15 protein-coding genes are annotated in these 18813 nt (G+C 62.1%); 10 read left to right on the top strand and 5 right to left on the bottom strand.

The window, feature by feature from the left end:
* Nucleotides 1-14 precede the first annotated feature (14 nt).
* The 6 genes from QN315_RS00425 (at nucleotide 15) to QN315_RS00400 (ending at nucleotide 5933) form a co-directional block, all read left to right on the top strand.
* A complete protein-coding gene (locus QN315_RS00425; RefSeq protein ID WP_176639029.1) occupies nucleotides 15-770 on the top strand; it encodes a TlyA family RNA methyltransferase in 756 nt (251 codons plus the stop codon).
* Nucleotides 771-924: 154 nt separating this feature from the next.
* Nucleotides 925-2121: a 23S rRNA (adenine(2503)-C(2))-methyltransferase RlmN gene (rlmN, locus tag QN315_RS00420; protein ID WP_323993697.1), complete on the top strand. Its 1197-nt coding sequence runs from the start codon at nucleotides 925-927 to the stop codon at nucleotides 2119-2121.
* Between the two features lie 146 nt (nucleotides 2122-2267).
* Nucleotides 2268-3497 (top strand): argininosuccinate synthase, encoded by a 1230-nt coding sequence (locus QN315_RS00415; protein ID WP_176639030.1) that lies wholly within the window; start codon nucleotides 2268-2270, stop codon nucleotides 3495-3497.
* A gap of 184 nt (nucleotides 3498-3681) precedes the next feature.
* Nucleotides 3682-4185: an FKBP-type peptidyl-prolyl cis-trans isomerase gene (locus tag QN315_RS00410; protein ID WP_176639031.1), complete on the top strand. Its 504-nt coding sequence runs from the start codon at nucleotides 3682-3684 to the stop codon at nucleotides 4183-4185.
* 323 nt (nucleotides 4186-4508) lie between these two features.
* Nucleotides 4509-5504: a tryptophan--tRNA ligase gene (gene trpS / locus QN315_RS00405; protein ID WP_176639021.1), complete on the top strand. Its 996-nt coding sequence runs from the start codon at nucleotides 4509-4511 to the stop codon at nucleotides 5502-5504.
* Between the two features lie 9 nt (nucleotides 5505-5513).
* Nucleotides 5514-5933, top strand: a complete 420-nt coding sequence (locus QN315_RS00400; protein ID WP_176639022.1) for a secondary thiamine-phosphate synthase enzyme YjbQ — start codon at nucleotides 5514-5516, stop codon at nucleotides 5931-5933.
* Between the two features lie 7 nt (nucleotides 5934-5940).
* On the opposite strand, the gene QN315_RS00395 is transcribed toward QN315_RS00400, so the two are convergent.
* The gene (locus tag QN315_RS00395) at nucleotides 5941-6864 is read right to left on the bottom strand and encodes a ribonuclease T2 family protein (protein WP_323991045.1); all 924 of its coding nucleotides are present in this window, start codon (nucleotides 6862-6864) and stop codon (nucleotides 5941-5943) included.
* Nucleotides 6865-7322: 458 nt separating this feature from the next.
* On the opposite strand from QN315_RS00395, the gene QN315_RS00390 reads away from it, so the two are divergent.
* Both QN315_RS00390 and QN315_RS00385 read left to right on the top strand, forming a co-directional pair.
* Nucleotides 7323-8198: a bestrophin family ion channel gene (locus QN315_RS00390; RefSeq protein ID WP_323991044.1), complete on the top strand. Its 876-nt coding sequence runs from the start codon at nucleotides 7323-7325 to the stop codon at nucleotides 8196-8198.
* A gap of 50 nt (nucleotides 8199-8248) precedes the next feature.
* Complete coding sequence (locus QN315_RS00385) at nucleotides 8249-8839, top strand: CarD family transcriptional regulator (RefSeq protein ID WP_176639024.1); 591 nt, start codon at nucleotides 8249-8251, stop codon at nucleotides 8837-8839.
* A 60-nt stretch (nucleotides 8840-8899) separates the two neighbouring features.
* Here QN315_RS00385 and QN315_RS00380 read toward each other — a convergent pair whose 3' ends face one another.
* Entirely contained in the window at nucleotides 8900-9331 is a 432-nt protein-coding gene (locus QN315_RS00380; protein WP_323991043.1) for a PACE efflux transporter, read from the bottom strand.
* A 2-nt stretch (nucleotides 9332-9333) separates the two neighbouring features.
* Nucleotides 9334-10314, bottom strand: coding sequence for a sterol desaturase family protein (locus tag QN315_RS00375; protein WP_323991042.1), 981 nt, complete (start codon nucleotides 10312-10314; stop codon nucleotides 9334-9336).
* A gap of 162 nt (nucleotides 10315-10476) precedes the next feature.
* Between QN315_RS00375 and QN315_RS00370 the strand changes: the two genes are divergently transcribed.
* On the top strand, nucleotides 10477-10872 hold the full coding sequence (locus tag QN315_RS00370; RefSeq protein ID WP_323991041.1) for a response regulator: 396 nt from the start codon (nucleotides 10477-10479) through the stop codon (nucleotides 10870-10872).
* On the top strand, nucleotides 10872-12476 hold the full coding sequence (locus QN315_RS00365; protein WP_323991040.1) for a tetratricopeptide repeat-containing glycosyltransferase family protein: 1605 nt from the start codon (nucleotides 10872-10874) through the stop codon (nucleotides 12474-12476). The genes QN315_RS00370 and QN315_RS00365 overlap by 1 nt, the downstream gene beginning before the upstream one ends.
* 78 nt (nucleotides 12477-12554) lie before the next feature.
* Here the strand turns inward: QN315_RS00365 and QN315_RS00360 are convergent, their stop codons facing one another.
* Together QN315_RS00360 and QN315_RS00355 are read right to left on the bottom strand one after the other, a co-directional pair.
* Nucleotides 12555-16766 carry a translocation/assembly module TamB domain-containing protein gene (locus QN315_RS00360; RefSeq protein ID WP_323991039.1) on the bottom strand — a complete coding sequence of 1404 codons (4212 nt, stop codon included), beginning with the start codon at nucleotides 16764-16766 and terminating at the stop codon, nucleotides 12555-12557.
* A complete protein-coding gene (locus QN315_RS00355) occupies nucleotides 16766-18619 on the bottom strand; it encodes a BamA/TamA family outer membrane protein (protein ID WP_323991038.1) in 1854 nt (617 codons plus the stop codon). The genes QN315_RS00360 and QN315_RS00355 overlap by 1 nt, the downstream gene beginning before the upstream one ends.
* Between the last annotated feature and the right edge of the window lie 194 nt (nucleotides 18620-18813).

Raw genomic sequence — 18813 nt, 5'->3', positions numbered from 1 at the left:
ACGGGTCGATCGGCATGGCCAAGCGGCGGGTGGACCAGATGCTGGTCGATCGAGGATTGGTGGAAACCCGTAATCGGGCGCAGGCGCTGATTCTCGCCGGTGTCGTGTTTTCCGGCGACCGGCGGGTGGCCAAGGCCGGCGACCAGCTACCCGAGGACGCGCCACTGCTGCTGAAAGGACAGGACTTTCCCTGGGTATCACGTGGTGGGATCAAGTTGGCCCATGCGCTGGCACATTTCAGTCTGCCCGCGAAGGGAGCGATCTGCCTGGATATCGGCGCCTCAACCGGCGGCTTTACCGACGTATTGCTGACGCATGGAGCCGCGCGTGTCTATGCGGTCGATGTCGGGCACGGACAGTTGGCCTGGAAGCTGCGCAGCGATCCGCGCGTGGTCGTGCTGGAAAAATGCAATGCCCGGGCGGTGGACCAGTCGATCGTTCCGGATCCGATCGATGCCTTGGTCTGTGATGCCAGCTTCATCGGCTTACGGACCGTCCTGCCGGCCGGATTAGCTCTCTGCCGGCCAGGTGCGTGGGCGGTGGCATTGATCAAACCCCAATTCGAGGCCGGACGCGAGGCGGTCGGGGCCAAGGGCGTGGTCCGAGATCCCGCTGTACATGAGGCTGTGTGCGCAACCATCCGACAATGGTGGTCCGCCCTGCCCGGCTGGACGGTACTGGGGATCGAGCCCAGCCCGATCACCGGACCGGAAGGTAATCGGGAATTCCTGATCGCTGCGCGCCGGGATACGACTGAGCGCCCCTCCTGATCCCTCTGGTCCCTTCGATTCCACGACGAAGCTAAAGTTCCCCTTTTGTCGTGGAAATGTGGTAGGGAGCTCGGTTTCTGCACAGAACCTGCCGGCAGTGACGTCGGCACGCCAACCGGATGATAGCCAGGCCATGACCGCCGTTACCGCCCCGATGACCGAGCCCGCTGCCGAAACCGGCTTGGCCGCGTCACTTACGGATATCGAGCGCAGGCGGATTCTGGCGAAATCGGCACTGTTCGCGCCGCCGACCGGCCGGTTGCCGGATGGGCGGCGCGACCTGGTCGGACTGTCGCGCGAGGAAATGGGCCAGGCCCTGGCCGAGATCGGTGAGAAGCCATTCCGCACCAAGCAACTCTGGCACTGGATCTATCACCAGGGGGTGACAGATTTCGAGCGGATGAGTTCGATCGCCCGGCCGCTGCAGGCCAAGCTGGCCGAAAGGTTCGTCATAGGCCGGCCGGAGGCCACGACCGTGCAGACCTCGACCGATGAAACTCGCAAATTCCTGTTCCGCTTTCGCGATGGTCAGGAAGCCGAGACAGTCTATATTCCTGACCGGCGCGAGGATCGCGGCGCGGTCTGCATTTCATCGCAAGTCGGCTGCACCCTGTCCTGCACCTTCTGCCACACGGGGACACAGCGCCTGGTCCGCAACCTGGGTGCCGCGGAGATTGTCGGACAGTTCATGGCAGCGCGCGACAGCTATGGCGAGTGGCCCAGTCCGAAGGGCGAGACGCCGCGCTTGCTGTCGACCATCGTGCTGATGGGCATGGGCGAGCCTCTGTATAATTATGGAAACGTCGCCAAGGCCATGAAGATCATCATGGATGGCGAGGGAATTGCGCTGTCGCGCCGGCGTATCACGTTGTCGACCTCAGGCGTGGTACCGATGATGGACCAGTGCGGCGCCGAGCTGGGGATCAATCTGGCGATCTCGCTGCATGCCGTGCGCAATGATCTGCGTGACGAGATCGTGCCACTGAACCGCAAATATCCGATCGAGGAACTGCTCGCCGCCTGCCGCCGCTATCCGGCGGCGAGCAACGCACGGCGGATTACATTCGAATATATCATGCTGCGCGGCATCAACGACAGCGAAGCCGACGCCCGCGAATTGGTGCGGCTGATTGCCGACATTCCTGCGAAAGTCAACCTGATCCCGTTCAATCCATGGCCTGGCAGCGTGTACAAACCCTCGACACGTGAACAACTGGCGAAATTCGCCCAGATCGTGATGGATGCGGGTTTTGCCTCCCCCATCCGGATGCCACGCGGTCGCGACATTCTAGCGGCATGCGGCCAGTTGCGGACAGAAAGCCAACGTGAACGACGCAGCCAGATCGCCTGAGGGAGCCCACATGCGGCGGCGGCGGTCAGGACCCGGAATTCCAGCATGCGTGCTGGCACAGCTCGTCATCCGATGCTAGGACGCCAAGATGGGATGTGGGTCGCGCCGCATCATACACAAGCCTAGACGACAGGAGCGTTTCCCCTATGGCCGCAAAGGACGTCAAGAAGGTCGTTCTCGCCTATTCCGGCGGGCTCGATACGTCCGTGATCCTCCGCTGGTTGCAGACCACTTATGGGTGTGAGGTCGTGACCTTTACGGCGGACCTGGGCCAGGGCGAGGAACTGGAGCCTGCCCGCAAGAAGGCCGAGATGTTTGGCGTGAAAGAGATCTTCGTCGAGGATCTACGCGAGACCTTCGTGAAGGATTTCGTCTTTCCGATGTTTCGCGCCAATACGCTGTATGAAGGCCAATACCTGCTGGGCACTTCGATCGCCCGACCGCTGATCGCGCAGCGCCAGATCGAAATCGCCGAGGCGGTCGGTGCCGACGCCGTGGCCCATGGCGCCACAGGAAAGGGCAACGACCAGGTACGTTTCGAACTGAGCTATTATGCGCTGAAGCCCGACGTGACGGTGATCGCGCCCTGGCGCGAGTGGGACCTGACGTCACGCACCAAGCTTCTGGCCTTTGCGGAGCAGCACCAGATCCCCATCTCCAGGGACAAGCGCGGCGAGGCTCCATTCTCGGTCGACGCCAATTTGCTGCACTCGTCGTCGGAAGGGAAAATCCTGGAAGATCCCGCGGTGGCACCGGATGAAATTGTATTCCAGAGGACGATCTCGCCTGAAGCCGCACCGGATGTCGCAACCGAAATCGCGATCGATTTCGTCTCGGGCGATCCGGTGGCGTTGAACGGTGTCACCATGTCGCCCGCCAGCCTGCTGACGCGCCTGAACGAATTGGGCAAGACGAACGGGATCGGGCGACTGGACCTGGTGGAGAACCGCTTTGTCGGCATGAAATCGCGTGGGGTCTATGAAACACCGGGCGGTACCATTCTGCTGGTCGCCCACCGCAACATGGAAAGCATCACGCTGGATCGCGAAGCCGGACATCTGAAAGACAGCCTGATGCCCCGGTATGCCGAATTGATCTATAATGGATTTTGGTTCTCACCCGAACGGCGGATGCTGCAAGCCCTGATCGATGAAAGCCAACATTCGGTGACCGGCCGGGTCCGCCTGAAGCTGTACAAGGGCAATGTGATCTGCGTCGGTCGTGAAAGCCCCAATAGCTTGTACGATACCCGGGTGGTGACGTTCGAGGATGATGAAGGCGCCTATAATCAGGCCGATGCCCAGGGTTTCATCAAGCTGAATGCACTGCGGCTGCGGCTGGGAGCACAAATCGGGCGGCGCGGCGGCGCGCTGTAAGCCCGCCAGCACGCGCCCCAGCGCGGCCCGACTCTGAGATCGTTCAGATTTCAAACTCGTTTCAAACTTGCAGAAAGCCATATAAAACAACGCTTTAGTCACCTTTCACCCTCCGGGATTCGCTGCGAATTCCGGAGGTAGGATAGTAACCTTCGATCTTTTCAGCACTCGTGACCGAGGTGTTATGAAACGTCTGTCCCGCTTCATTCCCGCCGTTCTCGCGTCGGCGCTGCTGCTTCCTCTGACCGGCTGTGGCGGCGCAGCCAAAGAAGATGAACCCGAACTGACGCCTGCGCAGTTCATGGCGAAGGTCCGGGCGGAACCCGGCGTGAAGACGCTGCCGGACGGACTGGCCTATAAAGTACTGGAATCGGGCCCGAAGGATGGGGAAAGCCCTGCCGTCGGCGACATGATGATGGTCATCTATGAAGGCAGGCTGCCGGACGGGGGTATTTTCGATAGCTCGGACCAGCACGGCCACGGCGCCTATATGCAAATGCCGCTGGACGGGGTGATCAAAGGCTGGATGGAAGCGTTGCCGATGATGCATGTCGGCGACACCTGGATGCTCTATGTTCCGCCGGAACTGGGGTACGGACATCGGTCGATGGGTATCATCCCTGCCGATAGTCCGCTGGTTTTCAGGATTCAGTTGCTGGGCGTCTCCAAGGGGGGGCAGCAGGGATAATGCGAGCCATGTCCGACCCTGTTAAAAGCGGGGGTCGGACGTGATTTACGGGCAGGAAGAGCGGAATTCCGCCACTGGCCAACTGGACCAATCGCGCCGCGCAATCTCTCCAGGGGGGGGGTGCGGCCTGATATCTGTCGGCAGCGGGAAGTATCTCCCTCCTGTCACTCGACCTGTGAATGTTGCCAGCGGGCATAATCATATCGTGCGTGTGTTCGATCGTCGGCGCGGCGGTCATTGAATCGACCTCATCCCCCGCCGCAAGCGGCTCCGATATGATGTGTGCTTGACCTGATGGGGGCGAACGCCTGAAAAGAACGCTCATGCAACGCATTTTTTCCGGCATTCAGCCGAGCGGAATTCCGCATCTTGGCAATTATCTGGGTGCAATCCGCAACTGGATCGCGCTGCAGCGCGATCACGAGTGCATTTTTTGCCTTGTGGACCTGCATGCAATTACGGTGTGGCAGGATCCGGTGGCGCTGCGGCAGCAGACTCTGGGCCAGACGGCTGTGCTGCTGGCCTCGGGGATCGATCCGAAAGCCCATATCCTGTTCAATCAATCGGCCGTGTCCGCGCATGCCCGGCTGGCCTGGATTTTCAACTGTGTCTCCCGACTGGGCTGGCTGAATCGGATGACGCAGTTCAAGGACAAGGCGGGGAAGGACCGCGAAAACCATTCTGCGGGCCTGTATGTCTATCCCAACCTGATGGCTGCCGATATTCTGGCCTATAAGGCCACACGTGTTCCGGTCGGTGACGACCAGCGCCAGCATCTGGAACTGGCCAATGATATCGCACAGAAATTCAACCATGATTATGGGACGGATTTCTTTCCCGAGATCGAGGCCATCATTCCCCCCGGAGCGGCCCGGGTCATGAGCCTGCGCGACGGCACCAAAAAAATGTCCAAATCCGATCCCTCGGCGCAGAGTCGGATCGACATGACGGACGACGCGGACGCGATCGCGTTGAAGATCCGCCGGGCCAAGACGGATTCCGAACCGCTGCCGACCGAGATCGAAGGCTTGCACACTCGTCCGGAGGCCCGGAACCTGGTTGAAATCTATGCCACCCTGGCCGACATGAGTGTGACTGATGTGCTGGCACGTCATGGCGGGGAGGGTTTTGGCCCGTTCAAGGCCGCGCTGACCGAGATTCTGGTCGAGACGGTCTGTTCGATCGGCGTCGAGACGAAGCGCCTGCTGGATGCCCCGGATTACCTTCTGTCCGTTCTGCGCGACGGTGCGGCGCGGGCCAATGCCATTGCCGAACCGATCGTCAGCGAAGCCGAACATATTGTTGGTTTCGTAAAATAGGAGCTGCCCATGCGCCAGGCTCTGCATCGTCTGAGCATCGCCACGCACGGCAAGGGTCTGGTGATGTTCACCCAGGCGGTCCGCCAGTGGGTCGCGGATACCAGCATGGAAAACGGCCTGCTGACGATCTGGTGCCGGCACACGTCTGCGTCGCTGACGGTGCAGGAGAATGCAGATCCGACGGTTCTGGAGGACATCAAGCGGTATTTCGAGGCGCTGGTCCCGGAATCGCCTGGGCGCTATATCCACGACGATGAAGGGCCCGACGACATGCCGGCCCATTTGCGCACCATGTTGACACAAACCCAGCTTTCGATCCCGGTGGCCGATGGACGGCTGGTGCTGGGAACGTGGCAGGGGCTCTATTTGTTTGAGCACCGACGCCATCCCCACCGGCGCGAGATCGTGCTACATCTCATTGGCGAATAAAGGCATGTCAGCCTTCGGGAGCCCAAGCGGGGATTTGGAAACGTGCCGGGCAATTATCCTGTAACTGCGGAGAACGCATGAAGGATTCCGGCCGGGGAAAATCCGTCAGATTTTGACGGCGGATCGTGAACCATAGCTGAGTCAGGACAATCACCCCATTGGGGTCGGTTTGACACTGCAACTGCAAGGCCCGATCGATATCGACGTGAAAGCTGTCACGGAAGACGCCCAGAAGCGCGGCATGTGTTACAGTCTGGCCGGCCTGAGCGCGGAGATAAACACCAAATGACGTATCCGCGAGCCGAGTCCGCATGACCAACGCCGTGTGAAAGAAATTTTCAGCCGGCATTCCAAAGCATTGCACATGCTTGCGATATTCGTGCGCCACCAGGTCATCGCGCAGATGTGCGACTGTCTGTGCCAATGCCCGTCGGGTCGTATCACTGATGCGAACAGGCACATAATGATCCTGGCCGCCATAAATGTCGCAGCCGACCGCCCACCAGCGCTGCGGGGGAACGTCCGCATCCACAAGATCCTGCGGGCGCGAGGCCCAGAGGCCATGCAGGCCGATCAATGGCTTATGGGGTTGGTCCGCCAGGCATCCGGCGCCACGGGCGCAGAAGCCCGGCTGCCACGTCAGGGCCAACGTATAATGTCCGAAATCGCCGTGCATGGCAGGGTGTAGGGCAATACCCTCGCTGCCCTCCGGTGTGGGTGTTCGGGCACAGCCGGCCAGCCCCAGGATGAGTAATCCCCCCACCAGCACCCTGGTGGCGCGCCGGATCATCCGGGCAAGGACATGGGCGATCGGTGTGGGCGCTTCTCCACATGCACAATCGGGCGGGAACAAGGCAACCTGCGAGAGGTGGCTGTAGGAGCCGATCGTGCCGTCACAGCAGCGACGTTCGGACCGGATGCTGACCGTCACGGACTCAGAACTCGGCCACAGTGCGGATGCTCTCGCCCCGCCTCGTCAAGATCGCAGCTCTCATTGATCCGCTCCGGCGGCAGCTAGGGAGTGACAAGGTCGTCAATATTAACCCGGCCATCCATACACCAGTCCACGATTATAGGCACATCGCTCTGTGTGCCGTCGGGCATCAACTCCCTGCCCTGCATCGCGTGGACTGCCCGCCACGTCCACGGCCGACGCTTTCCTGATCTGTTCCATCGATAAATCTTTACCCATCAAGGATCCGGGGGCGAGTGAGTTCAATCTCCGCCGGAGCGGTTTCCATCCCACGACAGAAGATGTCGGGATCATCACAAAATTCATCCGGTTCGTCAGGCCATTGTCTTTCCTGCGCCGTCATGCGAGCCACGGTGTCGTGACGCGTCGATCGGGTCGCGCGTCATCAATCCGTGCAGAGGAGGCAATGAACCGCGATGATAGTGGACCGAAGGATCGGCCTGTTCATTCTGATGCGGGAAAGCCTGCTGTCACTGGCCGTTCTGGCCGCATGGGACGTGTTCGTGGTCGTCATGTTCCAGGTCTTTCATCAGGATTGGATGGAGCAGCCTACCCTGCCGATCTCATTGATCGGGTCGGCGCTTGTCCTGTTCCTGAGCGTGCGGAACACGGCCGCCTATAATCGTTGGTGGGAGGCGCGGACGTTATGGGGCGCGGTTACCAATAATTGCCGGTCTTTCGGCAGGCAGGCCGGCACGCTGCTGGGCGGCCGTCCGGATCTGGCCCGGGCGATGGCAGCCTACCCTTATGCATTGCGCGGCGCGCTGGGGCGGCTGGACAGCTCGGAAGATGTCGGGCGGCTATTGCCGCGCGCCATGCGCCAGGCAATCAGCGGCTGGACGAACCAGCCGAACGCCATCCTGTATCAGATCGGCCTGGCGGTGAATGAGGAAGTCGCCCGGCAGAGCATCGATGGGGCGGTACACGGGCAGATAGACCGGATATTATCCGACCTGGCAAACGCCCAGGGTGGGCTGGAGCGGATTCGCAATACGCCATTGGCCATCCAATTTTCTCTAATCCCGCGGCTGGTTACCAACGTGTTCTGCGTCGTGCTGCCGTTGTCCATGGTGCAGACATTGGGTTGGATCACGCCGCTGGGATCATCTCTGGTGGGGTTGCTGTTCGTGGCGCTGGACAAGATCGGAAACGACCTGCAGAATCCGTTCGTACGGTCACCACATGCGCTGCCGATGCTGACGATGGCGCGCACGATCGAGATCGACCTGTTGCAGCCGGATGAGCAGCCGGTGGGCGGCCCGATTCCACCGGTGCGTGGCGTTCAAGGCTGAGATTTCCGCGCATCAAGACAGAATATGAAAAATGTGGTATACGGGACCGCATGAGCATGTTCAGAACGACCCCCAAAGGCGGCGTGACCGATGCAATGGCCCGTACCGCCGCCGCCGCAACTGCCGCGCAGGCCAAAACCAAGGTCAAGGACGAAGATCCGTTCCGTGAAGGCGACGCGATCGTCTATGCTGCCCATGGTGTTGGACGCGTGGACAGGATCGGTGTTGACGAGATCGCGGGTACCAAGCTGGAAATGATCCAGATTTCATTTCCCGGCAATCAGATGACCTTGCGCATTCCACTGGCGAAAGCTCGTAAGGCGGGATTGCGCAAAATCGTTTCGCGCGAGATCGTTGACAAGGCTATGGCCATCATTAAGGGCAAACCGCATGTCAGCCGTGGCATGTGGGCACGCCGTGCCGTGGCCTATCAGGAAAAGATCAATTCCGGCGACCTTGTGCAGATCGCCGAGGTGCTGCGCGACCTGCGTCGGAATGTCGACAGTCTGGATGGGAGCTTCAGCGAGCGCAAGCTGTTCGAAGCGGCGCAGGAGCGTTTCGTAGCCGAAGTCGCGGTGCTGGAAGGCAAGGAGCCGGCCGCGGTGCTGGAGGCCCTGACGTCGGCAATGAAGTCGGCCTGATCGTTCTGGGGACGACCAGCACGACGACACGAAGCTCCGGCGGTTACCCGCCGGAGTTTTTTATGTCTGTTCGATCATGGCAGCCGGTGGCGGAAAGAGCACGTCGTAAGCCCAGGTGAACATAAAATTATAAGCCAGGTAGAATAGGGTGAGACCGATATTGGCCAGGAAGGCGGCCGGTAGTCCCCGCCCCAGACAGAACGCGATCGCCGGGACCAGGAGGGCGATCAATCCAACCTGGTAGAGCACGGCATGAATAACGCGGTCAGCCAGGCTTTTGCCTGCCGTTCCCTTTATTCGCAGCATTGTGTGATCGAACAGCCAACTGAAGAGATAGTTCCAGCTTACGGCCACAATGGTGGAACCAAGGCCGATCATGCCCATGTCGAACATGGTGATTCCCAGCAGCAGTCGGCCGCCCGGAACGACAAGCGCGAGCCCCAATATTTCGTACAGGAGCGTATAGCGGATCCGATCGGCCATCGTGCGCATGATCAGCGTGCGGCAGACCCGGACGATTCGGTGGAGGCCGAGGTGCCACGCCGCCAGCGCCGCGTAGCCAGGCGCCAGGACAGGCGCAATCCGCCCCACTGCTGTGCCAGCCACCCCCCATTGACCAGGGCCGCTTCGGCTTTCGGGTCGCCGGTTTCGACTACACGGCGAGAGAAATTGGCGGTGCCCAGCATCATGTCCCACCATGGGAAAACCGCCCCGTAATTGCATGAATCTCGACCCGCCGAGCGTGTGCCATGATGTACGCGATGAAATTGCGGCGATACCAGAAACCTTTCGCCCAACCAGCCGAACCCAACCCGGGTATTGGCATGCGATAGGCTTTCGACCAAGCGCAGCAAGAGGATCAGCAAGGGGAATTGTAGTGGAGGCACCCCTATCAGCAGTCCAACCGCAATTGCCCAAGCATAAGAGATGATGTCATCAAGGAGGTGATTGCGATCGTCGGACCAGAAGGTCATGTGCGTCTGGGCATGGTGCAGAGCATGCAACCCGTACCACCAGGCGAAGACATGCGACAGACGATGTCGCCAGTAATCGGCGAAATCGAGGATCACCGCGTAGAGGAAGAACGTGGCGACCGGCCAGTCCATCAAGGAGGGAAACAACGATTCCAAAGTGGGTGGAATATAACCGTGATCGGTCAGAAATCCATTCAACCAGGTCTGGATTTCATAAAATCCGAAGAATGTGACCAGCGGAAACAGACCGATCCGCGCAACGACGGTATAGACAATATCCATTGTCACATTGTCGCGGTTTTCCCATCTATGCAGCGGCCAGATGCGTTCCAGGGGCACGCAGATCACCAAGTTCAGGATCACCTGCAACACGCCGTAAATCGCGAACATGGCCCAGAGGAAGGACGTATCTTCCCATTCCATCCAGCCGAAATGGTAGAGAATAGGGATCAGCCAATTCTCCTGGATCCAGCCGGCGAGCCATGTGAACGGGTCGATCATGCCATCGGTCCTGTCGTCGTACGTGTCATGACGCACAATCTATCGCATCATGGCTGGAAGGTTCCACCCGCCGCGATCAGAACCCGCGGCCACATGCGACGTTGGAGACATGATGGTTTTTGCGCGTTCCTTCTGCCCAGCCAGAGGCGGAGGCACGATCCGATGGATATAGCCCCTATTCTGCTTGTCGAGGACGATTTCCTGATTCGCGCGACCCTCGCAGCATATCTTCGTGAACGAGGTGGCTTCACGATAGTCGAGGCTGACGACGCGACGGAAGCATTGGCGGTCATTGAGGCGTACCCCCGATTATCGATCCTGGTGACTGATATACAGATCCCCGGCACGCTCAATGGGGTGGGCGTTGCGGCTGCGGCCCGCAGGAAATGGCCGGATTTGCCGGTGCTCTACGTGACCGGCGCCTGGCCACGCGATGGGGAATCGACGGGCGGGGACAAGCGCGATAGCTATGTCGAGAAGCCTTTCGAAGGCTCCGCAATCCTAAGGCGGATCCGCACCATGCTACACGGGGCCGACAACCCGGATTTCTTAACCTGATGACCCTTTCCCACACGCCATCCGCGACGCCAAGTGCTGTCCTGCGTCAGGCACTGGAGCTCATCAGCGCCGGAGGATTTGCCGAGGCACGTAGCCTGCTGGAGAGATTGGTGGAGCGGTGCGACGAGAGGGCGGGCCTGCTGATGGCCTACGCCCTGGCAGGCAGCCATGAACCGGTCGCTGCGGCCAACTTGTTCTGCGTTCTGGCCGACCGCCACCCGCAGGCTGTTCACCCAGCGTATGAACTGATCGAAATATTAGCGGCCTGCAAGCGTCGCGCGGACGCCGAGCCGGTCTTGCAGGAGGTCGTGCGGCGCACGCCACACGATGGTCGGGCCCTTGAGGCGCTGGGTGAACTGCTGATCCAGTTGGGACGGCTTGATGATGCCGCAGTCTGGCTGCAGAAAGCCATCGCGCTGCGCCCGGACAATATCACGGCACGAAACCTGATGGCGGCGTGCCTATCGGAGCAGGGACGACTGGCCGAAGCCGACGCCATTTTCCGCGCCATTCTGGCGGAGCATCCGAATGATGCACGCACCCTCGCCAACCGGGGCGCGCTGCTGTCGACGGAGAATGCTGCCGATCTGGCACTGGCGCATTATCGCCAGGCAATTGCGTTGAATCCGCACGACGCCCGTGTAAGGCTGAATCATTCGATCGCGCTGTTGAAAGACGGTCAGTACGCGCCAGGCTGGCACGAACATGAATGGCGTTTTCGCCTGCCCGGACGGAGCGCCCCTCGAGCCGCGACGCTCATGAGGTCGCTGACGCCGGATCTGAACCTGCGGGGCAAACGGATCCTGGTGACGCACGAACAGGGTCTGGGCGATACGCTGATGTATCTGCGCTACCTGCCGCCGTTGGCACGACGTGGAGCACAATTGATCATATCGGTGCCCGAGACACTGGCCGGGCTGGTACGGCGCATTCCCGGCGTGCATCATGTGATCTGCAATACGCAGCCGATACCGCCGCATGACTGGCATTGCCCATTCATCAGTCTGCCCCGGATATTTGCGGCAACCGAGACCCCGATGGGAGACCTCGCCCCCTATCTGACCGCGGACCCTAACTGCATCCGGCATTGGCGGTCTTATCTACCATCCAATGGCCGGCTGAATATAGGACTGGTCTGGGCCGGCGCACAGCGACCCGACATCGCGGAGGCACAGATCGTCGATCGGAAGCGGTCCGTCAGACTGGATACCCTGGCACCGCTGGGACGGGTGCCGGGCATCAATCTAGTCAGCCTGCAGGCGGGCCCGTCTTCGCGGGAGATGACTGACATGCCGGAGGGGATGCGCCTGTATGATCCGATGGATGCGGTCCGGGACATGCATGATACTGCGGCGCTAATCGCTTCGCTGGACGCGGTCGTGTCGGTTGATACCGCTGTGGTCCATCTGGCGGGCGCAATTGGACGGCCAGTCATTATGATGGATCGCTACGACAATTGCTGGCGATGGCTGTCCAAGCGTGAGGACAGCCCATGGTATCCCACGCTGCGCATCGTGCGGCAGGCTCGGCCGCGCGTTTGGTCCGATGTCGTGGAACGCGTATCCGCGATCCTGGGCGACATGGCAACCCAAATGGCCACCTGACTCAGGCTATATCCAAAACACGGGCTCGAACCCACCCAGAGACAACCCGGCCTCACGGGTCGGCAAGCCGGCGGCAAACTAATACCGAAATTGGTAAGACAACCCGATGCTGCTGCCCGGGTCGTTTTCCGGCGTTGTGAAACCGGTGACGTTGCCGCCGGTACCGACGGTCGTGTTCAACTTCAACTTCCGTGTCAGGTCCACCTGCACCTGAGCTTGGGTACCCGAACCGGATGTGGCCTGCTTCGCACCGACATAGACCCCGCGCACGACATATTTTCCGGCCTCGACCGCCGTTCCGGTGCCGTTGCCAACCCCTGACGCGCCTGCGAGTTGCAACCGATCCAGCCCCAGCGTGTTGCGCACCTTGCTCAGCGGATCGAAAGCGGAGCCTCCGGTCAGGGTGGCGACCGCTCCCGCGATTTGCGCCATCTGGGTCGGAGAGAGGGACTGGGCATCGGTGCCGAACAGCAGCATCGCCATGATCTGATCTTGCGGTAGCGGCGGCGTGGACGCGAAGGAAATCTTGGGAGCGCTGGCATATCCCCCGACCAACAACCTGGCAGTCCCGGAATTGGTTGCCCGGTCGGCCTCGAAATCCAGGCTGGGATCAATGGCCTGGGTAACGCCGACGCCGTTGAAGGCCACGCGTCCCTTGGCGAAATCCAGCGAGATGCCAGCCAGATTGAAACTGCCGCGTCGCATATTGAAGCCGCCACTGACGACCGGGGAATTGGCAGTCCCACCGACATGGAGGCGCCCATTCATTTCAGCATCCAGACCGTGGCCGCGGACGAACATCTGGCCTGGCGACGAGGCGGTGATATCAAGTCCGATCATCAGGCCGGTGCCCGCGTTCTGCTGAAACTTTGGATTCTGGCCGGGGCGTATGACGTTCAAAGTCGCGATCGATGGCGGCAATGCGTTAGGAATGGTGATATCGGCATGGGGGATAACAATGCTACCCGCGACATCGACACGGGAAGAAAGCTGGCCACGCACGGTCAGGTCGGTATTGATTTCCGCCGTCACCAGATCGCTGGCCAGCGGCCGCGCGTGATCGGCTACGATATGCAGATCGACCGGTAACCCGGGCTGAAACGCCCCGAGGCTGCCGGCGACCGTGATCGTCCCGGGACCGGCCTGTGCCGTCAGATTGTCGAGCACCATACGATCGTCGTGTGCGGTAATCGTGCCTCGGATATTCGACAACTGCACACCCTGAGCGAAATCATGCACTTGTCCGCCGGACAAGGTCATGGTGCCCGAGGCCCGAGGCGAGGTGGGCGAGCCGGCCAGCGATATGGCCAACTGCATCATACCTTCGAGTTGTCGCCCTTGCGCCCCGAGATAGCCATTCGCGGCCGCCAGGTTGATGCGACCAGTGGTCTGGAGCGCCATAGTGCCAGCGGTATTCGTCGGGACTACGCCGCGTATGGCCAGATCCGCCATCGTGCCAGCACGCAGGGTGAGGTCGAGTTGCGCCCGACTACCGGAGAGTTGCGCCGACGCATCCAGATTGGCGGGCGGAATGCCGCCACTGAGATCAGACTCATATTTCAGGCCGCGCCCTATCAGGGTCATTGTTCCCTGCGGGCTGGCCAGCGTACCGCGTAACGCGGCGCGAACAGAAAATGTGCCGTCGGCTTTGGGGGACGGTACAAAGGGCCGGGCGATGGCTGGGGTCAGATCGTTGATCGTGGCAGTAAGTGCAAGTGCAGGACGAACGGAGCCGGCAATGTCGATCTGCGCCGGTGCGACGCCATCCGGCGCCAAGGTGATACGCAGGCGATCGACGCCAGTCGCGTTGCCGAAAGCGACGCGTGCCGGGGCAAGCAGGCGGATATTTTCCCCTTTTGCGTTGGCGCGAAACACACGCAGGGCGACCGATTGCTTCGGCACGTCCAGCACGGCGTCGGCCATCATGCTGGCCGGCTCCCCCAGGAAGTTCTGCAGACTGGCCGTAGCGCTGATCGCCAGGGCGTCCTGCGGTCCCCGGACCGTGATGGCCGCGTTTCCGCTGGCTGCCTGCGTCGTCAGGCCGTCCAGCCTGGCCGACAGATCGCTTCGTGACAGACCCTGAGGATCCATGATGGTGCCGGCCAGCGTGAATTTGCGCACGCCGGCTCGGGCACTGGCCATTGTGCCGTCAAGGCGCACCGCCACGCTGGGCGGGGCTGTCCCCTCTGGGTCGATGGTGTGAAACGACGCTTTGAAGGATCCGGAGAGGTCCTGACCGACCACGCGCGACAGGTCAGCCAGGCGCGTCATTTGCAGGTCCAGAGTGCCCAGTGGGATCGGCTTGCCGGGACTGAAGATAAAATTGGCCTTTCCGGTCGCGCTTTTCCAATCAAGATGGGTTAGATGGAGCGTACGGTTGCCCTGGGCGTCCTGTGCCATATCCGCGGCGAGAGAAAGCGGCGCTCTGTCCAGGCTGCCCTGGACCATGATGGTGCCTTGCGGCGCCGTTGGCAGATGATGGGCAACAATATCAGCCATCAGAGGGCCAACCGGCATGTCGGTACCCCCCACCTGGCCGTCAAGACGCCCAGTCGCCGCAAAATCTGTCATCGGGCCGGTCACGGCGAGATTGAGTGCCGCCTGGCCGCGCAGAGATGGCAGGAGACGCCGCAGATCGTCGATTGCCAGATGCATCGTGGCATTCAGGATTTGCGACCCAGCCCTTGCGGCGCCTGAGACACCATCCGTCCGGGTACCCGCCATAGAGAAATGCGCCGCTTGTCCGTCCAGGGTAAGGCTGTCGATCCGCATGACGCCCCCTGTTGCTCCATGCGGTTGCCGAATGGCGATGCGTGCCGAGACCTTGCCGTCCGGACCGATCAGGCCGACAGCCTGTGCCATGCCGCCGGTGATACCAATTGTGCCATCCAGGCCGATGGTCATTTCGCCGTCCGGTCGGGAGGGCAAAACGAACGTACCGTGCAAGGCAGCATGTCCTGCCACATTAGCCGATCCAGCCGCCGCGAACGGAGCCAACTGCGGCACTGTAAGATCGATTATACCGTGGGCCGGACGTGCGGTCATGACTTGGCCGGCCAAGTGCAGCAACGGGTGCGCAAGCGTGACGTCCAGTGGCGCACCCGCTGCGTCCGGGTGCAGCACCACGTCGAACATGAGAGGGGCCGACGCTAATAAGGTCGGGCGTGGCCCTGGCACCGACAGCCCATCGATGATCGCATGAAGGCGGACGAGGCCTGCCTGGTTGCCGGAGGCTTCATGCCCATCGAACCTGACGGCGATATGATTGGCGCCGACGCCCGCCGCCAATGGCTGATCGATGGTCAATTGGCCCTGGCCAACCGGATGACGCACATCGCCCGAAAGATGCGCGTCCAAGGCGACCGACTGCCAGCCGATACCATCCCGCACCACCATTCGTGGCGCATGGGCTGTCATCGATATCTGAGCTTTTTGATGAATAATATCCAATATTCCATCGATATTGGATGATATATTTCCGGAATTCAGAGCAAATGCCAGATGATTGGCATCGCGCGGCCCATCCATGTCCAATGTCAGGCGCAGCGGGTCCAGCGGCGAAAGACCGGCCGCTGTGGCGAAGCCGCCTGCTCCTTCCTGCGCCGCCAGATGTAAACTCAGTCGCCCGGGGAGAATGGCGGTATGCAGGTTCAGCTTACCGTCATGGTCCAATCGCGCCAGGGCGAGGTCGATCGTCGCGTCGGGCAGGGTCGCGACGTCGGCACCCTTTATTATCGCTGCCAGATGGGCCAGCCGAGCCTGCCCGTCCAGTACGAAGGCAGCCGCAGTGCCGGCGAGATCGGCCCCGGCATCGATCCGGCTGACATGGATGGTCCGGATGTCAATTCCGAGATCCGGACCGATATTCTGACCGGCAGAGGATGACGGGCCGGTCGTCGCCACTTGTGGCAGGCGGGGGATCGCCAAGTGATCCATGGCAATACGATCGACACGCACCTGCCGCGCCAGTAAATAGGTCGGCCGCCAGTCCAGCACCAGCCCGTCGATTGCGAGCCATGTTCCTTTCGGGTCGTTCAGGGCAATATGGCGAACGCGCAGCGCATCGGGGAAGCGGCCCGAAATCCCCTCGAGGGTGACGCTGCCCGCGGTCAGGGCGGCGGTCTGGCGTTCGATGAGATGCCGACCCCAGCCGGTATTGGCGAGAAGCAGGATCACGGCCAGCGCGATTACGGCCAGTGCGGCGGGAATTCCCACGATCAGCCCGGCTACCCAGGCGGCGACCCGCGTCCAGTGTCGTGACCGGCGGGGCATTTGGGGCGGCGGCGCCATCAGAAGGTCTCCCCCAGGCCGATATAGAGTTCCCACGTGTCGCCGTGCGGCGGCCGATTGAGCGGCATGGCGACGTCGACGCGCACCGGGCCGATCGGGGTGTAGTAGCGCACGCCGCCGCCGGCGCCGACGCGCAGCGTGCCATGGAACGGCGCGCTGCCGGTGGCGACCTGGCCGGCGTCGGCGAACAGGGCGGCGCCGAAGCTTTTGAACAGGCGCTGGCGGAATTCGACCGAGCCGGCGTCCATCGCGGTGCCGCCGATGGCGAATTTCGTGTTGGGAAATTGTGGTCCTACACCCTGATAGCGAAAGCCCCTTACGGTGGCGCTGCCGCCGGCATAGAGGCGCTGGTCGGGGGGAATATCGAAGGTCGATGCGCCCTGCACGCTGCCGACGACGGCGCGGACGGCGAGCACGCTGCGGCCGGGGCGTGCGATCCCGAGATGCGCGAGGTCGAAATAGGTCGAACCGGTGGCCTGGAGAATGGTGAAGAAGGCGGTATGGCTGTTCAGCGACATCGATGGCGTGGCGCCGAGCGAGACGCGCGCGCCGTGGGTGGCCGGGTCGATCGGGTTGCTGAGGCCGGTATTGTCGAAATTGGCCGAGAGGGGCAGCGAGACGATGGTGTAATCGTTCGTCATGCCCATCTGCTGGATCTGTTCCTGTTCGGCCTGGGCACCGTAGGAGACGTTCCAGAAGCGTCCGAGGCGGCGGACGATGCCGGCGCGGACCAGCAGCGCGGTCTGGCGGTAGGAATAGAGCAACTGGCGGATGCCTTCGACCCGGACGCTGAGATTCTGGTTGCGGGAGCCGAAATCCGGCTTCATCAGGTCGGCATAGACGTCATAGCCCAGCCCCTGCTGGGCGGAACCGCCCAGGCCGGTGATCAGGGCCGTCAGGCGCAGTTGTTCGGCATTTCCGAACATGTTGTCATGGGTCCAACTGACGCCGGCGCGGCCGCCCAGATCGGTGGAAAAGCCGGCCTGCAACGCGACCAGACGTCGCTTGCCTTCGGTGAAGGCGAAATCCAGCGGCATCTGCCGGTCAGCGGTCAGCGGGGGCATGTCGGCGACCTGCACGTCGGAGAAGATGCCCAGGGATGCCAGGTCCTGGCGCGCGGCCTCGATCTTCGAGGGCTGGTAGAGCTGGTCCGGATGGATGGTCAGGCGGCGCGCGATGAAGGCCGGATGCGTATGCACCAATCCCGACAGGGTGATGGTGCCGATCGTCACCACCGGGCCGCGATGCACCACGTACTCCACGTCCAGGGTCTGCGTCTGCGGGCGCAGCCATGCGGTGGGGGTGCCGACCTGCGCCAGGGCGTGGCCTTCCTCCTTCAGTTGGGACTGGAGCCTGGCGCCCGCCGCCAGCACGTCGGAGGCTATGGCGGGCTGGCCGGCGGCAAGGCCCAGCGCGGCCTTTTCGGGGGCGTCGAGCACGATCGGCGCCGGGCCGTCGCCGGGCGCGGGCCTGAGCGTGACATGGCCGAGATGGAACAGCGCGCCCCGGGTCGGGGTGATGGTGACCTGGACCGTCTGCCCCTGCGGCACCGCCTGCAGCCATTCGGGCAAATGGGGGCTGCGGCCGTCCATGGCGGGGCCGGGGACGGCATCGCCGGCCGGTCGCAGCCCGACCTGGATGCGGACGGTCGCGGCATAATAGCCGTAGCTGTCCAGCGCCGTCGCGAGGCGCGCGTAATCGTTGCGGATCCGCCCCGCCAGCGCGAAGGGGCTGACCGCGCGGGTCTTCTGCAGGGCCAGGAGGCTGGAAGAGGCGCTGATGGCGCTGTCCAGGTCAGCCTGGCCGGTCGGGCGAATCGTCGTGGTGTAGGTTTGCGGGTCGGCGCCGAGCATGGGGTGGGGACAGAGGCCGAGGCCGCAGGCTGCGCCGGCGCATGCCTGAAGGCGCCTGATGACGATTTTTGCCGCCGCCGTGTCCGCCCTGCCCCGCGATGCGGCGCGACGCCGCCCTGACCATGCCAATATGCCGTGTCCCGCCCGTTTCCTCGCACGGCGGACCTGCCGCGCGCCGACGCAGTGTCTATGCC

The organism is Nguyenibacter sp. L1 (assembly GCF_035199985.1).
In the GTDB taxonomy this organism is placed as follows: domain Bacteria; phylum Pseudomonadota; class Alphaproteobacteria; order Acetobacterales; family Acetobacteraceae; genus Gluconacetobacter; species Gluconacetobacter vanlangensis.
The sequence above is the reverse complement of the archived record's forward strand: the minus strand, read 5'-3'. Positions and strand labels throughout refer to the sequence as shown.